At 66.4% G+C, this 14,311-nt stretch carries 13 protein-coding genes; 9 read left to right on the forward strand and 4 right to left on the reverse strand.

What is annotated here, in order from left to right; translation table 11 throughout:
* Positions 1–256: 256 nt before the first annotated feature.
* Positions 257–1,120 carry a MurR/RpiR family transcriptional regulator gene (locus tag FHS48_RS09095; protein ID WP_184263260.1) on the reverse strand — a complete coding sequence of 288 codons (864 nt, stop codon included), beginning with the start codon at positions 1,118–1,120 and terminating at the stop codon, positions 257–259.
* A 126-nt stretch (positions 1,121–1,246) separates the two neighbouring features.
* Here FHS48_RS09095 and FHS48_RS09100 point away from each other — a divergent pair, with 126 nt between their 5' ends.
* The 7 genes from FHS48_RS09100 (at position 1,247) to FHS48_RS09130 (ending at position 9,255) form a co-directional block, all read left to right on the forward strand.
* A complete protein-coding gene (locus FHS48_RS09100; protein ID WP_184263261.1) occupies positions 1,247–2,878 on the forward strand; it encodes an ABC transporter substrate-binding protein in 1,632 nt (543 codons plus the stop codon).
* 92 nt (positions 2,879–2,970) lie between these two features.
* The gene (locus tag FHS48_RS09105; RefSeq protein WP_184263262.1) at positions 2,971–3,948 is read left to right on the forward strand and encodes an ABC transporter permease; all 978 of its coding nucleotides are present in this window, start codon (positions 2,971–2,973) and stop codon (positions 3,946–3,948) included.
* Positions 3,945–4,853, forward strand: a complete 909-nt coding sequence (locus FHS48_RS09110) for an ABC transporter permease (RefSeq protein ID WP_184263263.1) — start codon at positions 3,945–3,947, stop codon at positions 4,851–4,853. Before FHS48_RS09105 ends, FHS48_RS09110 begins: the two co-directional genes overlap by 4 nt.
* A complete protein-coding gene (locus FHS48_RS09115) occupies positions 4,850–5,845 on the forward strand; it encodes an ABC transporter ATP-binding protein (protein WP_184263264.1) in 996 nt (331 codons plus the stop codon). The genes FHS48_RS09110 and FHS48_RS09115 overlap by 4 nt, the downstream gene beginning before the upstream one ends.
* Positions 5,842–6,846, forward strand: a complete 1,005-nt coding sequence (locus tag FHS48_RS09120; RefSeq protein ID WP_311769114.1) for an ABC transporter ATP-binding protein — start codon at positions 5,842–5,844, stop codon at positions 6,844–6,846. Before FHS48_RS09115 ends, FHS48_RS09120 begins: the two co-directional genes overlap by 4 nt.
* The gene (locus FHS48_RS09125; protein WP_184263265.1) at positions 6,843–7,718 is read left to right on the forward strand and encodes an alpha/beta fold hydrolase; all 876 of its coding nucleotides are present in this window, start codon (positions 6,843–6,845) and stop codon (positions 7,716–7,718) included. The genes FHS48_RS09120 and FHS48_RS09125 overlap by 4 nt, the downstream gene beginning before the upstream one ends.
* Positions 7,719–7,830: 112 nt before the next feature.
* Positions 7,831–9,255, forward strand: coding sequence for a M20 family metallopeptidase (locus FHS48_RS09130; RefSeq protein ID WP_184263266.1), 1,425 nt, complete (start codon positions 7,831–7,833; stop codon positions 9,253–9,255).
* Here the strand turns inward: FHS48_RS09130 and FHS48_RS09135 are convergent.
* Both FHS48_RS09135 and pdxR read right to left on the reverse strand, forming a co-directional pair.
* Complete coding sequence (locus FHS48_RS09135) at positions 9,198–10,037, reverse strand: class I SAM-dependent methyltransferase (RefSeq protein ID WP_184263267.1); 840 nt, start codon at positions 10,035–10,037, stop codon at positions 9,198–9,200. The genes FHS48_RS09130 and FHS48_RS09135 overlap by 58 nt on opposite strands.
* 48 nt (positions 10,038–10,085) lie before the next feature.
* Positions 10,086–11,534, reverse strand: coding sequence for a MocR-like pyridoxine biosynthesis transcription factor PdxR (pdxR, locus tag FHS48_RS09140; RefSeq protein ID WP_184263268.1), 1,449 nt, complete (start codon positions 11,532–11,534; stop codon positions 10,086–10,088).
* 103 nt (positions 11,535–11,637) lie between these two features.
* Here pdxR and FHS48_RS09145 point away from each other — a divergent pair, with 103 nt between their 5' ends.
* A complete protein-coding gene (locus tag FHS48_RS09145; RefSeq protein ID WP_184263269.1) occupies positions 11,638–12,339 on the forward strand; it encodes a glutamine amidotransferase in 702 nt (233 codons plus the stop codon).
* A complete protein-coding gene (locus tag FHS48_RS09150; RefSeq protein WP_184263270.1) occupies positions 12,336–13,046 on the forward strand; it encodes an MOSC domain-containing protein in 711 nt (236 codons plus the stop codon). The genes FHS48_RS09145 and FHS48_RS09150 overlap by 4 nt, the downstream gene beginning before the upstream one ends.
* A gap of 282 nt (positions 13,047–13,328) precedes the next feature.
* On the opposite strand, the gene FHS48_RS09155 is transcribed toward FHS48_RS09150, so the two are convergent.
* Positions 13,329–14,240, reverse strand: coding sequence for a LysR family transcriptional regulator (locus tag FHS48_RS09155; RefSeq protein WP_184263271.1), 912 nt, complete (start codon positions 14,238–14,240; stop codon positions 13,329–13,331).
* Between the last annotated feature and the right edge of the window lie 71 nt (positions 14,241–14,311).

Here is a 14,311-nt window from a genome sequence, read left to right on the forward strand (position 1 = left end):
TAGCTCTTGCCCATGATCCACCTCCAAGAAAGGTGAATCACAAAACAGGCCACATGGGAATCACTTTGATTCGGGTTTCAGGCTCGGCGCTCTAGCGTTCTTCGATGTGGATGCCTCCGGAAACCGTGTTTTCTCTGTTTCCGGAGGTGTCAAGTGTTCATATTCAGCCCCGTCGGATTTCTCCGGCGAGGCTGTTTTTTGGTCTGTGTTGAAAGTACAGGGAGAGGGCTCCCAGAAAATCGCCGGAACCGATTTCTTACCGATGCACATCTTCCGGCAGGGTGCCGAGGGTGGCGGCGACGATGTCGGGGCGCTGGGCGGCGATGGTGGCGATCAGGGCGTCGGCCACCGCGAAAATGGCCGCCGGAGAGTTCGGCAGCAGGCGGCTTTTTGCCGGGGTAAAAAGGGTTGCGTCGGCCAGTTGGGCCAGTGGCGAGGTCGGGCTGTCGGTCAGGGCCAGAATCTGCGCCCCCTGCGCCTTGGCAATCCGGGTGAATTCCACCGTGCTGCCGGAATAGCGCGGCATGGAAATGGCGATCACCGCATCCTCCGCCCCGATGGTGCGGATCAGGCCGTTGGAATACGGGGTCGCCCCGCGCAGCAGCAGGTTGGTGACGTTCTTTTCCGTATACAGCGCCAGCCCTTCTTCCAGATACGATGCCGCATAATGGCTGGCCCCGGTGCCGAGGATCAGGATCCGCCGCGCCCCCAGCAGGATATCGGCGAAGCGGGTGACCGTCGCGGTGTCGATGTTGGCGGCGGCATCGCGGATGTTCTGCACCGTATCGGCCAGAAAACCGTGCAGCAGGGTGGCGGTGGACCCGGCATCGCCCGCATTCCCGGCGGCGGCGGTCCCGGGGCCGGACGGGGTCTGGTAATCCGCCACGATCTTTTCACGGAACTCGCTGAAGCTGCTGTAGCCGACCGCCCGCACGAAGCGGGTGATGGTGGCGGTGGAGGCTCCGCTGGCGTCCGCCACCCCCTCAATCGACAGCGCGACCACCTCCAGCGGGTGGCTCATCACGAAATCGGCGATCTTGCGGTGCGACTTGCTCAGGGTGGGGTAGGCGGCGGCAATCCGGGTGGCGAATTCAGACTTCGGGCTCAGGGTTGCGGCCATGATGAATTCCCCATTGCTGACGGCACATTATTTTCATATGATAATCTTATGAAAAAAAATCTATCAAAAAACTAACCGGTTGTCATCAAACATTTTCCGGCATCAAAAACAGAGAGGCACCCCATCATGTCCCCTAAGTATAAGCTTTTTGCCGCAAGCCTGCTGGCCACGACCCTTCTGAGCACCCCATTCCTGGCCGGTGGCGCCCACGCGCAGGGCCTGAAAATTGCCCTGTCGTCGGAGCCGACGGCGATTGATCCACACTACCACGACCTGACCCCCAACAACGCGATGACCTCGCATATTTTTGAAGGGCTGACCCGTCAGGATGAAAAGCAGGGGATTCACCCGGCCCTTGCCGCGTCGTGGGAAAATGACGGTAAGAACCGCTGGACCTTCAAGCTGCGCGATGGCGTGACCTTCTCCGACGGCACCCCCTTCACCGCGGAAGACGTGGTGTTCACCTTCTGCCGCACCCTGAAGAACGAAACCGCCATCGCCGGGTCCTTTGCCGATGTCACCGCCAGCTTCGCCAGTGTCGAAGCCCCGGATGCCAAGACCGTGGTGATCACCACCAAGGCCCCGGAACCGCTGCTGGCCAATTTCCTCAGCACCGTGCGCATCCTCAGCGCTTCCATCGTCAAGCATGACAAGATCACCTTTGACGTCGCCAACAACTGCGGCGTCACCGGGCCGTGGCCGGTGGTCGGTGATTTCAACGATGGCAAGCTGGCGCTGGGCACCGGCCCCTATAAGCTGAAGAGCTATGTGCGCGGCACCGGCGTCACGCTGGAACGCAACGAAACCTACTGGGGCGGCAAGGAGCCGTGGGAAACCGTGCAGCTGGTGCCGGTGCCCAATGCCGGGCCGCGTCTGGCCGGTCTGCTGGCCGGGGATTATGACCTGATCGAAAACCCGGCGGCGCGGGACCTTGGCCGCATCAAAGGCGATAACCGCTTTGGCATCGCCATCACCCCCAGCACCCGGGTGATCTATTATCAGCTGGATGTGGCGCGGGAGCAGAGCCCCTTCGCCAAGGCCGCCAACGGCAAGAACCCGTTGCAGGATGTGCGGGTGCGCGAGGCGATCTCGCTGGCGATTGACCGCAAGGCGATCATCGACCGCCTGATGGATGGCATGGCGGCGCAGGCCGGGGAATTCCTGCCGAGCGGCATGTTCGGGTCCCTGCCGACCCAGCCGGTGCTGCGCTACGATCCGGCGGCGGCGAAGAAGCTGCTGGCGGAGGCCGGGTACGCCGATGGCTTCCAGCTCACCCTGTCCACCACCAATGACCGTTATATCAACGACAGCCAGATTGCGCAGGCGGTGGCGCAGTACCTCAATCAGGTCGGCATCAAGGCCGATGTTGATGCGATGACCCGCACGCTGTACTTCCCGCGCCGTGCCAAGAAGGAATTCAGCATGTCGGTCGGCGGCTGGACCTCCGCCAGCGGCGAGGCCTCCTCGTTCCTGCGCCAGTGGGCGGCCACCCCCAATGCGGCGGGCACCCTCGGCGGTTCCAACTACGGCGGCTACAAGAACGAAGCCTTCGATAAGCTGATCTATACCGCCGTTGAAACCATGGATGACAAGCAGCGGGCGACCCTGTTGCAGGAAGCCACCAAGACCGTGATGAAGGATTACGCCTTCATTCCGCTGCACTTCGAGGCCGGGGTGTGGGCGCACAAGGCCGGGATGACCTTCACCGGTCGGTCCGACCAGTTCACCCTCGCCATGTCGGCCCGTCCGGCGCAGTAACCGTACCGGTCGCCTCCCCGGTCCGGCCGTGCGCCGGGCCGGGGGAGTGATCCGGTATCATCGGTCCGGTATCATGGGTCCGGGGTAACGCGATGACCTCCTATTTCCTACAGAGACTGATCCAGAGCATCGCGGTGCTGCTGGCGGTTTCGGTTGTGGTTTTCTTTGCCGTCTATGGCATCGGCGACCCGATTGAGCTGTTGGTGCCGCCGCAGGCCAGCGCGGCGGAGCGGCTGGCGCTGATCAAGCGGCTGGGGCTGGACCAGCCGGTGTGGAGCCAGTACTTCACCTTCCTCGGCAACGCCCTCAGCGGCAATCTCGGCACCTCGTTCGTGCATGGGGTGCCGGTGGTGTCGCTGATCCTCGGGCGGCTGCCGGCAACGCTGGAGCTGGTGCTGCTGTCGATGATCACCGCCACGGTGGTCAGCGTGCCGCTGGGGCTGTATGCCGGGCTGAATCCCGACAGCCGCCCGTCCCGCATCATCATGGCCGGAACGGTGATCGGCTTTTCCCTGCCCAGTTTCTGGAAAGGGATGATGCTGGTGCTGCTGTTCAGCGTCTGGCTCGGCTGGCTGCCGACCGCCGGGCGTGGCGAGACGGTGACGGCCCTGGGGATGCAGACCAGTCTGTTCACCCTTGACGGGCTGAAGCACCTGATCCTGCCGACCCTGAACCTTGCCATCCCCAACACCGTGCTGATGGTCCGCCTGATTGCCGCCGGGGCGGCGGAGGCAACGACGCAGGATTACGTCAAATTCGCCCGCGCCAAGGGCATTTCCCGCCGCCGCATCGTCAGGCGCCACATCCTGCGCACCATCCTGATTCCGGTGGTGACCGTGGTGGGGATTGAATTCGGCAGTCTGGTCGCCTTTTCGACCATCACCGAGACGGTGTTCTCGTGGCCGGGCATGGGCAAGCTGCTGATCGACAGCATCTACCAGCTCGACCGCCCGGTGGTGGTGGCCTACGTCATGCTGACGACCCTGCTGTTCGTCGGCGTCAACCTGCTGGTCGATGTGCTGTACGCGGCGCTGGACCCACGGGTCAAACTCTCCGGAGGGATGACATGAGCAAGCCCGGTCTTCCGGTTCCGGCCTATGCCGATACGCCGCTGCGGCGGCGGGTTCTGAAGGTGATCCGCAGCCGCCCGACCCTGCGCGGGGCCGCGATTCTGCTGGGGGTGATGGTGCTGCTGGCGGTGCTGGCCCCGTTCATCGCCCCGCAGAACCCCTATGACCTTGCCACGCTGAACATGATGGATAACCGCCTGCCGCCGGGGGCGGCGGCGATGAGCGGGGCCACCTACTGGCTGGGCACCGACGCGCAGGGCCGCGACATGATCAGCGCCATTCTTTACGGGCTGCGCACCAGCCTGCTGGTCGGCCTGCTGTCCACCGGCGGGGCGATGCTGATCGGCATCACCGCCGGGCTGTTTGCCGCCCAGATCGGCGGGGCGGTCGATGCCATCATCATGCGCATTGTCGATTTCATGCTGGGCTTTCCGTCCATTCTGGTGGCGCTGGTGCTGCTGGCCTCGGTCGGGCGCGGCATCGACAAGGTGATTCTGGCGATTATCGTCGTGCAGTGGGCGCAGTATGCGCGGCTGATGCGGGCCTCGGCGCTGGTGGAACGGCGCAAGGAATACATCGAGGCGGCGGTCAACTTCGGCCTGCCGACCCGCCACATCATGCTGGCGCACCTGCTGCCCAACTCGGTCGGCGCGGTGCTGGTGGTCTCCACCATCAGTGTCGCCAGTGCCATCACGCTGGAAGCGACGCTGTCGTTCCTTGGCGTCGGGGTGCCGGTGACCCAGCCGTCGCTGGGGCTGCTGATCGCCAACGGCTTTGAATACCTGCTGTCGGGCGAATACTGGATCGCGGTGTTCCCCGGTATCGCGCTGGTGCTGCTGATCATGTCCCTCAACTTTGTCGGTGACCGTCTGCGCCGCAGCTTCAACGTGAGGGCCTCGTCATGACCGGCCTGCTCGATATCCGCGGACTGCGGACGGTTTTTCACACCCCGGAAGGGGCCTGGGCGGCGGTGGATGGGGTTGACCTGACCATCCGGCGCGGCGAGGTGCTGTGTCTGGTCGGGGAATCCGGATCGGGGAAGTCGGTGACCGGCTTTTCCACCGTCCGGCTGATCGACCCGCCGGGGGAGATCGTCGAAGGCGAAATCCTGTTTGATGGCAAAGACCTGCGGCAGGCCTCGGACGAAGAGCTGCGCGCCCTGCGCGGCAACCGCATTGCCATGGTGTTTCAGGATCCGCTGTCCACCCTCAACCCGGTACTGACCATCGGCGAGCAGATGGCGGAGGCGATCACCGCCCACCGCCGCTGTACCAAGGCGCAGATCACCGAAGAGTCGGTGCGGGCGCTGGCCCGGGTCGGCATCCCGTCGCCGGAGGTGCGGCTGCGGCAGTATCCGCACGAATTTTCCGGCGGTATGCGGCAGCGGGTGGCGATTGCCATTGCCCTGCTGAACAGCCCGGACCTGATCATCGCCGATGAACCGACGACGGCGCTGGATGTGACGATCCAGAGCCAGATCCTGTACGAAGTGCAGACACTGGCCCGGGAAACCGGCACCGCCATCCTGTGGATCACCCACGATCTGGCGATTGTGGCGGAGCTGGCCGACCGGGTGGCGGTGATGTACGCCGGGCAGATCGTGGAAAGCGGCGCGGTCGATGATGTGCTGGACCGGCCCTGCCATCCCTACACCCTCGGCCTGCTGAAGTCCTCGACCGGAACGGTCCGCCCGGGGGAACGCCTGCACCAGATTGACGGCAACGCCCCGCGCATTGATGCCCGCCCGTCCGGTTGCCCGTTCCGCACCCGCTGTGACCGGGTGGTTCCGCTCTGTAGCGAGACCTACCCGCTGCGGCAGGAGAACGGGGACCGGGCCTTCCGCTGCCATAATCCGGTGCCTGCTGCGCCCGCCACCTCCGGGGAGGTCCTGCCGTGAACGATACCCTGTTTGAGATGATCGGCGTCCGTAAGTATTTCCAGTCCCGCCCGAAGGTGGCGGACCGTCTGCTGCGCCTGACCGGGCAGGCCAAGCCGCCGCCGGTGCTGCGGGCGGTGGACGGGGTTGATCTGGCGGTGCGGCGTGGCGAGGTGCTGGGACTGGTCGGGGAATCCGGCTGCGGCAAATCGACCCTGTCGCGGATGGCCACCGGCATCCACACCCCCAGCGCCGGGGAGGTGATGTACAACGGCCGCAGCGTCTTCGCCCTGAAGGACCGCGAGAAGCTGGACTTTCTGCTGAAGGTCCAGATGATCTTTCAGGATCCCTATGCCTCGCTCAATCCCCGCATGCGGGTCCACCGCATCATCAGCGAGGCGCTGGAGGTTCACCGGCTGGCCCCGAAGGCGGAAATCGCCGACCGGGTCAGTCAGGCGCTGGAGGATGTCGGGCTGGATGCCGCCTACCGCGACCGCTACCCGCATCAGTTTTCCGGCGGGCAGCGGCAGCGCATCGGCATTGCCCGGGCGCTGGCAGTGCGGCCGGAGTTTCTGGTCTGTGACGAGCCGGTGTCGGCGCTGGATGTGTCGGTGCAGGCGCAGGTGATCAACCTGTTCATGGACCTGCGCAGCCGCTACGGCCTGACCTATCTGTTCGTCAGCCATGATCTGGGCGTGGTCCGCCACATCAGCGACCGCATCGCCATCATGTATCTGGGCCGCATTGTTGAAATCGGCCCGGCGGCGGCGGTGTTCTCCGCCCCGGCCCACCCCTACAGCGCGGCCCTGCTGAATGCCAGCCCCTCCCTCAGCCGCCGCCGCCGGGTGTTCGAGCCGCTGAAGGGCGATCTGCCCTCGCCGCTGTCGCCGCCGTCGGGCTGTCCGTTCCATCCGCGCTGTGCGCAGGCCCTGCCGGTCTGCCGCGAGCGTCTTCCCGTCCTGAAAGAGGTGGCGCCCGGCCAGAGCGCCGCCTGCCATCTGCATCATCCGGAGCCCGTATGACGACCCAGACCCTTTCCCCGGCTTTCGGGCGCAGCGCCCTGCCGTTCCTTGATGCCTGCCACCCGGACCGCCCGCTGACGGTGCATTGCTACCGCCCGGAAAACCATCGCCCGGAAAACCCGGTGGTGCTGGTCCAGCATGGCATGCTGCGCAATGGTGATGAGTACCGCGACTTCTGGATTCCGGCTGCCGACCGGCACGGCCTGCTGATTGCCGCGCCGACGTTCTCGGATGCCGCCTTCCCGACCGTGGACGGCTACAACAACGGGCTGGTGGTGGCGGCGGATGGCAGCATCACCCCGCCGGAGCAGTGGGCCTATGCGGTTCCGGCCCGGGTGCTGGCGGCGCTGCGGGCCGGGGGGGCAACCACCCGGCAGCAGGCGATGCTGTACGGCCATTCCGCCGGCGGGCAGTTTGCCCACCGCCTGCTGGCAACGCAGGGCCATGCCCCGTTTGCGGCGGTGATTGCCGCCAATCCCGGCTGGTACACCCTGCCGGACCTGTCCCGCCGCTTCCCGGAAGGGCTGGGCGGCACCGGGTTTGATGACTCCCGGCTGGCGGACTGGTTCCGTTATCCGATGCAGATCTTCGCCGGGGATCAGGATATCGAGGAAAACGACCCCAACCTGCCGGCCCAGCCGGAGGCGCTGGAACAGGGGCCGCACCGCTATGCCCGGGCGACATTCATGTTCCTGTTTGCCCGCACGCAGGCGGCGGCACTGGGGATGGAGTTCAACTGGACCCTGACCGAAGTGCCCGGCGTCGGCCACGATGGCGAGGCGATGTCGCGGGCGGCGGCGGCCTTCTGGTTTGAAGGTGGCCGGATCCCCCCGGCGGAAGAGCTGGTGTCCGGTGCCGCCGGGCAGCTTTAACCCGCAGCTGTAACCCGCAGCTTCGGGCGAAGGGGGCGGCTGCCCCCCCGTCCGGAGGGTGAGGGCGCTGAGAAACAAACATCCAAACCCACGAAGGGACATTGGCATCATCATGACCGCGCAGGATCATACCGCACTGTGGCAGACGGTGGACGCCCATCAGAATCGGCTGACCGCCCTGAGTGATCAGGTCTGGAGCACGCCGGAAGTCTGTTACACCGAAGTGCAGTCCGCTGCCGCCCATCGGGCCGAGCTGCTGCACCATGGGTTCCGGGTGACGCAGGGCGTTGCCGGGATTGAAACCGCCCTGATCGCCGAGGCGGGGGAGGGCGGCCCGGTGATTGCCTTCCTCGGGGAATATGATGCCCTGCCGGGCCTGAGCCAGCAGGCCGGGCTGTGCCAGCATCAGCCGGTGGAACCCGGCGGCAACGGCCATGGCTGCGGCCATAATCTGCTGGGATCCGGCGCGATGCTGGCGGCGGTGGCCCTGAAGGATTTTCTGGCGGAAAACGGCCTGCCCGGGCGGGTGCGTTATTACGGCTGCCCGGCGGAGGAAGGCGGGGCGGCCAAGACTTTCATGGTCCGCGACGGGGCATTCCGGGATGTGGATATCGCCATTTCGTGGCATCCCTACAGCTTCTGGGAAGTGGCTCCGGCGCTGTCGCTGGCCAATACCCGCGCCGATTTCTTTTTCACCGGGCGGACGGCCCATGCCTCAGCCTCGCCGCATCTGGGCCGCAGTGCGCTGGATGCGGTGGAGCTGATGAACGTCGGTGTCAATTACATGCGGGAACATATGCCGTCTGACGCCCGCGTGCATTATGCCCTGCTCGACGCCGGGGGCATTGCCCCCAATGTGGTGCAGGCCCGCGCCCATGTCCGCTATTCGATCCGGGCGATGGATCTTCAGGGCATGCTGGATCTGGTGGAGCGGGTCCACAAGATCGCGCAGGGGGCGGCCCTGATGACCGAAACCAGCGTGCGGATGCAGATTATCAGCGCGGTGTCCAACACACTGGGCAACCGCCCGCTGGAGGAAGCCCTGCATGCGGTGATGGCGGAGCTGGGGCCGCCGCCGTTTGATGATCAGGACCGCGCCTATGCCGAAGGCATCCGCGCCACCCTGTCGGACAAGGATATCGCCTCGGTCTATCAGGCGATCGGCATGCCCCGGCGCGCTGTGCCGCTGGCTGATTTTCTGGTGCCGCTGGATACACCGCGCAAGCCGCTGATCGGCTCCACCGATGTCGGGGATGTCAGCTGGGTGGTGCCGACGGTGCAGGTGCATGCCCCGACGGTGGCGATCGGTACGCCGTTCCATACCTGGCAGGTGGTGGCGCAGGGGAAGTCCCCGGGGGCGCATAAGGCAATGGTTCACGCCGCCAAGGCGATGGCGGCCACCGGACTGGCGGCTGTCCGCGATCCGGCCCTGATCACGGCGGCCAAGGCGGCGCTGGCGGCGCAGACGGCGGAAACCCCCTATGTCTGCCCGGTGGGGCCGGAGGTGATGCCGCCGCTGGAGATGTCGCGGCGGTGATCGGCGACGGCAGGCCCCGGAGAGACGGGGCCTGTCTGCTCTTTGCGCCGGAACAGGACGATATCCCGTTCCGGCTGCGGCTTCAGGCGATCATCGGCCCCATAGAGCGGATTCCGGGGATCGTGGCGGGTGGTGGCACAGGGCTCGAACTTTGCGGCGACAGCGGTCTCGGTGAAGTCCAGATGATTATTGGTCATGCACAGGAAACCACCGGGCCGCACCCGTCCGGCCAGCCCGGTCACCGTTTTCTCAAAGTCAGCGAAGCGCAGGCGGTGGGAACAGCGGGCAGGGGCGGCTTCCAGATCGTGGTGCCGGAAGACTGACATGGCGAGGACGATATCAAACGGCGGCAGGTCCGGCGGCAGACAGTCGGCTGAGGCCCCCTGAAACAGCTGTAGCCGCCCCTGCTGCCGCAGGGATGACAGCCGCTCCGCCGCGATGGCCAGACGGGGGGCGCTGATGTCGATCCCGGTCATCAGGCTGCCGGGGAAGTGACTGTCCAGCGTCAGCAGTTCCTCCCCGGTGGAGCAGCCGAAGGAGAGCAGACGCAGGGGCCGGGGGGCGTCCTGAACCAGCGCTTTCACTTCCCTGAGAATATGGGGGTAGCGGTTGGGGACGGTGAAGCCGGACGGCTGGAACAGGTTGTCGGGCCGGATCCGTTGCAGGCGGGCGCTTTCCCGCTCTTCGGCACTCCGGCCAAAATGGTGGGACCGCAGCAGCCTGAGGGCGCGGATGCCGGGAAGAAGCCTGATCCGGATTCCGAGATGTTTCGCAAAACCCATGTCTGTTTTTCCCCTGCTATGGCCGCCACACTGCCCTGTCCGGACCGGTCAGGCAAGCATGCGGTGGGCCTGTGCCAGCAGGGTGACGGCGCGGTCAGCCTCGGCTTCGGTCAGGGCGGCAAAGCCGATGCGGAAGGCCTGTGGCGGCGGTGTTGCCGGATCAAGGCAGAACGAGGCCCCCGGCCGCACCGCCAGCCCCAGCCGCCGCGCCGCCGTTGCCCAGTCCTGCGCCGGGCTGCCGTCGGTGACTGTGGCCCACAGGGCCAGCCCGCCCGCCGGGGGACGCACCTCCAGCACTGTGCCGAACGTTTCCTCCAGCCGCCGGATCATGTGGTCGCGGCGGGCCTGATAGATCCGCCGCGCCTTGCGGGTATGGCGGGCCAGCTCACCGTCGCGGATCAGGGCGGCAACGGCGGCTTCCAGCGGGGTATCCCCCTGCCGGTCGATGGCATCGCGGCGTTCCGCCATGCGGTGCAGCAGGGCGGGCGGGGCGGCGGCATAGCCCAGCCGCAGGGTCGGGGCCAGCACCTTTGACAGCGACCCGACATAGATCACCGCCACCGCGTCCTGCCCCGGTCCGCTGCGGGCGGCCAGCGGCAGCACCGGGCGGCCGTCAAAGCGGTAATCGTGGTCGTAGTCGTCCTCTATCAGAACCAGACGGTGGCGGGCGGCGACCTCCAGCAGGCGCAGGCGGCGGTCGGCGGCCAGTGTCACCGTGGTCGGATACTGGTGGTGCGGGGTGACGTAAACCGCCTGTAACCCCGGATCGCTTGCCGCCAGCCGGGCAAGGGTTTCCACATCCAGTCCGGCGGCATCGACCGGCACCGGCAGAACCCGGGCCCCGGCGGCGCGGAAGGCGGCGGTGGCCTGCGGGTAGCCGGGGTCCTCAACCGCAATCGCCCCGCCGGGGGAGACTGCGGCACTGGCAGCCAGATACAGCGCCATCTGGCTGCCCCGGGTCATCAGCAGATCATACCGGTCCGGCGACAGGCCGCGGTCGGTGGCCAGCAGATGCTGCACGGCCTGACGGACCTGTGGCAGGCCACGCGGATCGCCGTAGCCGTCACCGTAGGGATCCCGTCCTGACAGCAGGGCACGGCGAAAGGCGCGGGCCAGATCGGCGGCGGGCATCAGGCGGGGATCGGGCACCCCGTCGGACAGGTGCAGCCGGGCCGGGGGGGCGGTGTCGTCCGGCGGTTCCGGCGGTGTGGTCCGGGGCCGGGGCGGCTGACTGTCGGGCAGGGTGGCGGTGACAAAGGTGCCGCGCGACGGCTGCGGGGTCAGCCAGCCCTGGGCGATGGCTTCCCGGAAGGCGGCATCAACGGTGTTGCGGTGCAGCCCCAAATCCCTCGCCAGAGCCCGGCTGCCGGGCAGACGGTCTCCCGGCTTCAGCCGTCCGTCGGTGATGGCGGCGATGATGGCATCACACAGCCGCACGAACACCGGGCGGCTGCTGCCGGGGCCGGTTGCGGACAGGTCAAATTGAATCAGATGCATGCAACCGGCCTGTCAGAAATATCAGAACCGGCACTTTATCACAGGCCGGTGGCCGGGTAGCAGTGGGAATGTTCTCCCTGATATGTCCTGACAGGATCCGCCGATGCTGAAAACCGCCGTTGCCATCCGCCATGTTGGCTTTGAAGACCTTGGCACCTTTGCCCCGGTGCTGGCCGCCGCCGGGTATACCGTGCATTACTACGATGCCGGGGTCGATGATCTGTGGACGCTGGACCCGGTGAAGACTCCGCTGCTGATCGTGCTCGGTGGCCCGGTCGGGGTGGGGGATACCGCAGCCTATCCGGTGCTGGCGGAAGAAATCGCCCTGCTGCGCACCCGGATACAGGCCGGGGCGCCGACGCTGGGCATCTGTCTGGGTGCGCAGCTGATGGCGGCGGCGCTGGGGGCACGGGTGGCCCCGACCGGCCGCAAGGAGATCGGGTTTTCCGCCCTGACCCTGACCGATGCCGGACGGTACGGCCCGTTGCGGCATCTGGACGGGGTGCCGGTGCTGCACTGGCATGGCGATATGTTCGATATTCCCGACGGAGCGGTGCGGCTGGCCAGCACGCCGCTGTGTGCCAATCAGGCGTTTGCGGCGGGGAAGAACACCCTTGGCCTGCAATTTCACCCGGAGGCCGATGCCACCCGGCTGGAACACTGGCTGATCGGCCATGCGGCGGAGCTGGCGGCGGCAGGGATTGATCCGCGTGACCTGCGGGAACAGGCCGGATGGCGCGGGGCGGCCCTGCGGCAGGCCGGGCAGGCGATGCTGAAAGAGTGGCTGGAAGGACTGGATCCATGACAGAGACGCCGGTTATCACCCCGCTTTCTGCCCTGCTGACCGGGCCGGTTGCGCCCCTCAGCAGCCCCGATGGCACACGCACGGTGCCAAGCGGCATCGCCAAAACCCCGGTGTCATCCCCGCTGTGGCTGGGGCCGACCGGGTTCAGCGGCGACGGTCAGGGCGATATCCGGCACCACGGCGGGCCGGAAAAGGCGGTGCATCATTACCCCTTCGACCATTATCCGCGCTGGCAGGCCGATCTGGGGCCACACCCGCTGCTGCGGGCTGCCGGGGCCTTCGGCGAGAACCTGTCAACGCTGGGGCTGGATGAAACCACGGTGGCGGTGGGGGATGTGTTCCGTCTGGGTGCGGCGCTGGTGCAGGTGTCGCAGGGGCGGCAGCCGTGCTTCCGGCTGAACCTGCGCTTCGGGCGGGCCGATATGGCGCGGCGGGTGCAGGGCAGCGGCCGCACCGGCTGGTATTACCGGGTGCTGGAGCCGGGCACTGTTTCCCCCGGCGACACTCTGGCTCTGGTGGACCGGATTGCCCCGGCATGGCCGCTGTCGCGCCTGTGGCGGACCCTGTATGCCGATCCGCTGAACCGGGGAGAGTTGCAGCGGATTGCCGCGCTGACTCCGCTGGCGGAAAACTGGCGGGCACTGGCGGCCCGGCGGCTTGACAGTGGCGGGGTGGAAGACTGGGGGCGGCGGCTGGATGGCCCCTGACCGGCAGAAAAACCGGAGAGGGGAAGAAAAAATCCGCTGCCCGGATTTCGCCGCAATCCGTTCAGACAGCGTTCAGGCGGACAGGGGTAATTTCAGTCCTGTAAGCGCTTCCCCTCCCTTCCCTGTCTGGCGCTTACGGAACACATCTTATCCCTGACTTCTTGTGTGTTTGACTGCTCTCTCCTCCCTGTCTGATGACATCTGTCTGTTATTTTATCCTGTCCCCAGAAGACGGCTCCGGTCCCCCTCCGGAGCCGTTTTTTCGTGCTTCCGGGCAGAGCGTCAGGCGTGGTTGGGGCAGGCGGCGTGGACCGTGCTGCGGATCAGATCGCGCAGCCAGCGATGGGCGGGGGAGGCGGTGTCACGCACATGCCAGATCATATGCATCGACAGCAGCGGTACCGGAAACGGCAGCGGGCAGACCCCGAACCCGGCAAGGCTGAAGTGCCGCGACAGCTCCATGGTGGCGACCACCAGATCACTGCCGCGCAGAAAGGCGGGCAGGGCGGAAAAATTCGGCAACTGAAGCACCACCTGCCGCCGGTGCCCCTGCTGGGCCAGCGCGGCATCAATGGCGGTGGCCTCATCATCGCCATAGACAACGGTCACGTGCCGGGCCGCCAGATAATCCGGCAGGGTTTCCGGTGCCGGGCGGCAGGCCGGATCGTAGAAGCAGGCCATCCGGTCTTCATACAGCAGGCTGCGCATCAGGTCGGGGTAGTCCGGCCCCTTGGGGGTGATCAATAGGTCGCAGTCACGGTTGCGCAGCATCTCTCCGCCGCTGTTGCCCGAGGTCTTGATGCGCAGGCGCACCCCCGGGGCCTCCTGCTGAAGGCGGTGGAACACCGGCGGCAGCACCATGTCACGCTGGTAATCGTTGGCGGCAATCACAAACTTCCGGGTGGAGGTGGCGGGGTCAAACGCCGGTTCCTGCCCCATGCTTTCCAGAGCTGTCAGGGCTTCCCGCGCCAGCGGGGCCAGCGACAGGGCGTGCTCGGTCGGTTCCAGCCCGCGCCCGGCCCGGACGAACAGCGGATCCCCCAGCACACCGCGCAGCCGCTCCAGCGCATGGCTGACCGCCGACTGGGTCAACCCGGTCTGACGGGCGGTGGCGGTGGCTGACCGGGTTTCCAGCAGCGACAGCAGCAGCCGCAGCGACCGGCCATCGAGATCAAGGTAATGAAGCTTTCTCATGATTGGTATGACGCCGATGCTGTTTCTTTCATGATCTGAAATCGGCAGTGTGGGGTCAACAGCAAACCGGG

The organism is Novispirillum itersonii, from assembly GCF_014205675.1.
Taxonomy (GTDB): domain Bacteria; phylum Pseudomonadota; class Alphaproteobacteria; order Rhodospirillales; family Rhodospirillaceae; genus Novispirillum; species Novispirillum itersonii_A.

What these genes read in the sequence shown, in the direction of transcription:
- FHS48_RS09095 (WP_184263260.1), bottom strand. Translation starts at nt 1,120, where the DNA reads ATGGCCGCAACCCTGAGCCCGAAGTCTGAATTCGCCACCCGGATTGCC.
- FHS48_RS09100 (WP_184263261.1), top strand. Translation starts at nt 1,247, where the DNA reads ATGTCCCCTAAGTATAAGCTTTTTGCCGCAAGCCTGCTGGCCACGACC.
- FHS48_RS09105 (WP_184263262.1), top strand. Translation starts at nt 2,971, where the DNA reads ATGACCTCCTATTTCCTACAGAGACTGATCCAGAGCATCGCGGTGCTG.
- FHS48_RS09110 (WP_184263263.1), top strand. Translation starts at nt 3,945, where the DNA reads ATGAGCAAGCCCGGTCTTCCGGTTCCGGCCTATGCCGATACGCCGCTG.
- FHS48_RS09115 (WP_184263264.1), top strand. Translation starts at nt 4,850, where the DNA reads ATGACCGGCCTGCTCGATATCCGCGGACTGCGGACGGTTTTTCACACC.
- FHS48_RS09125 (WP_184263265.1), top strand. Translation starts at nt 6,843, where the DNA reads ATGACGACCCAGACCCTTTCCCCGGCTTTCGGGCGCAGCGCCCTGCCG.
- FHS48_RS09130 (WP_184263266.1), top strand. Translation starts at nt 7,831, where the DNA reads ATGACCGCGCAGGATCATACCGCACTGTGGCAGACGGTGGACGCCCAT.
- FHS48_RS09135 (WP_184263267.1), bottom strand. Translation starts at nt 10,037, where the DNA reads ATGGGTTTTGCGAAACATCTCGGAATCCGGATCAGGCTTCTTCCCGGC.
- pdxR (WP_184263268.1), bottom strand. Translation starts at nt 11,534, where the DNA reads ATGCATCTGATTCAATTTGACCTGTCCGCAACCGGCCCCGGCAGCAGC.
- FHS48_RS09145 (WP_184263269.1), top strand. Translation starts at nt 11,638, where the DNA reads ATGCTGAAAACCGCCGTTGCCATCCGCCATGTTGGCTTTGAAGACCTT.
- FHS48_RS09150 (WP_184263270.1), top strand. Translation starts at nt 12,336, where the DNA reads ATGACAGAGACGCCGGTTATCACCCCGCTTTCTGCCCTGCTGACCGGG.
- FHS48_RS09155 (WP_184263271.1), bottom strand. Translation starts at nt 14,240, where the DNA reads ATGAGAAAGCTTCATTACCTTGATCTCGATGGCCGGTCGCTGCGGCTG.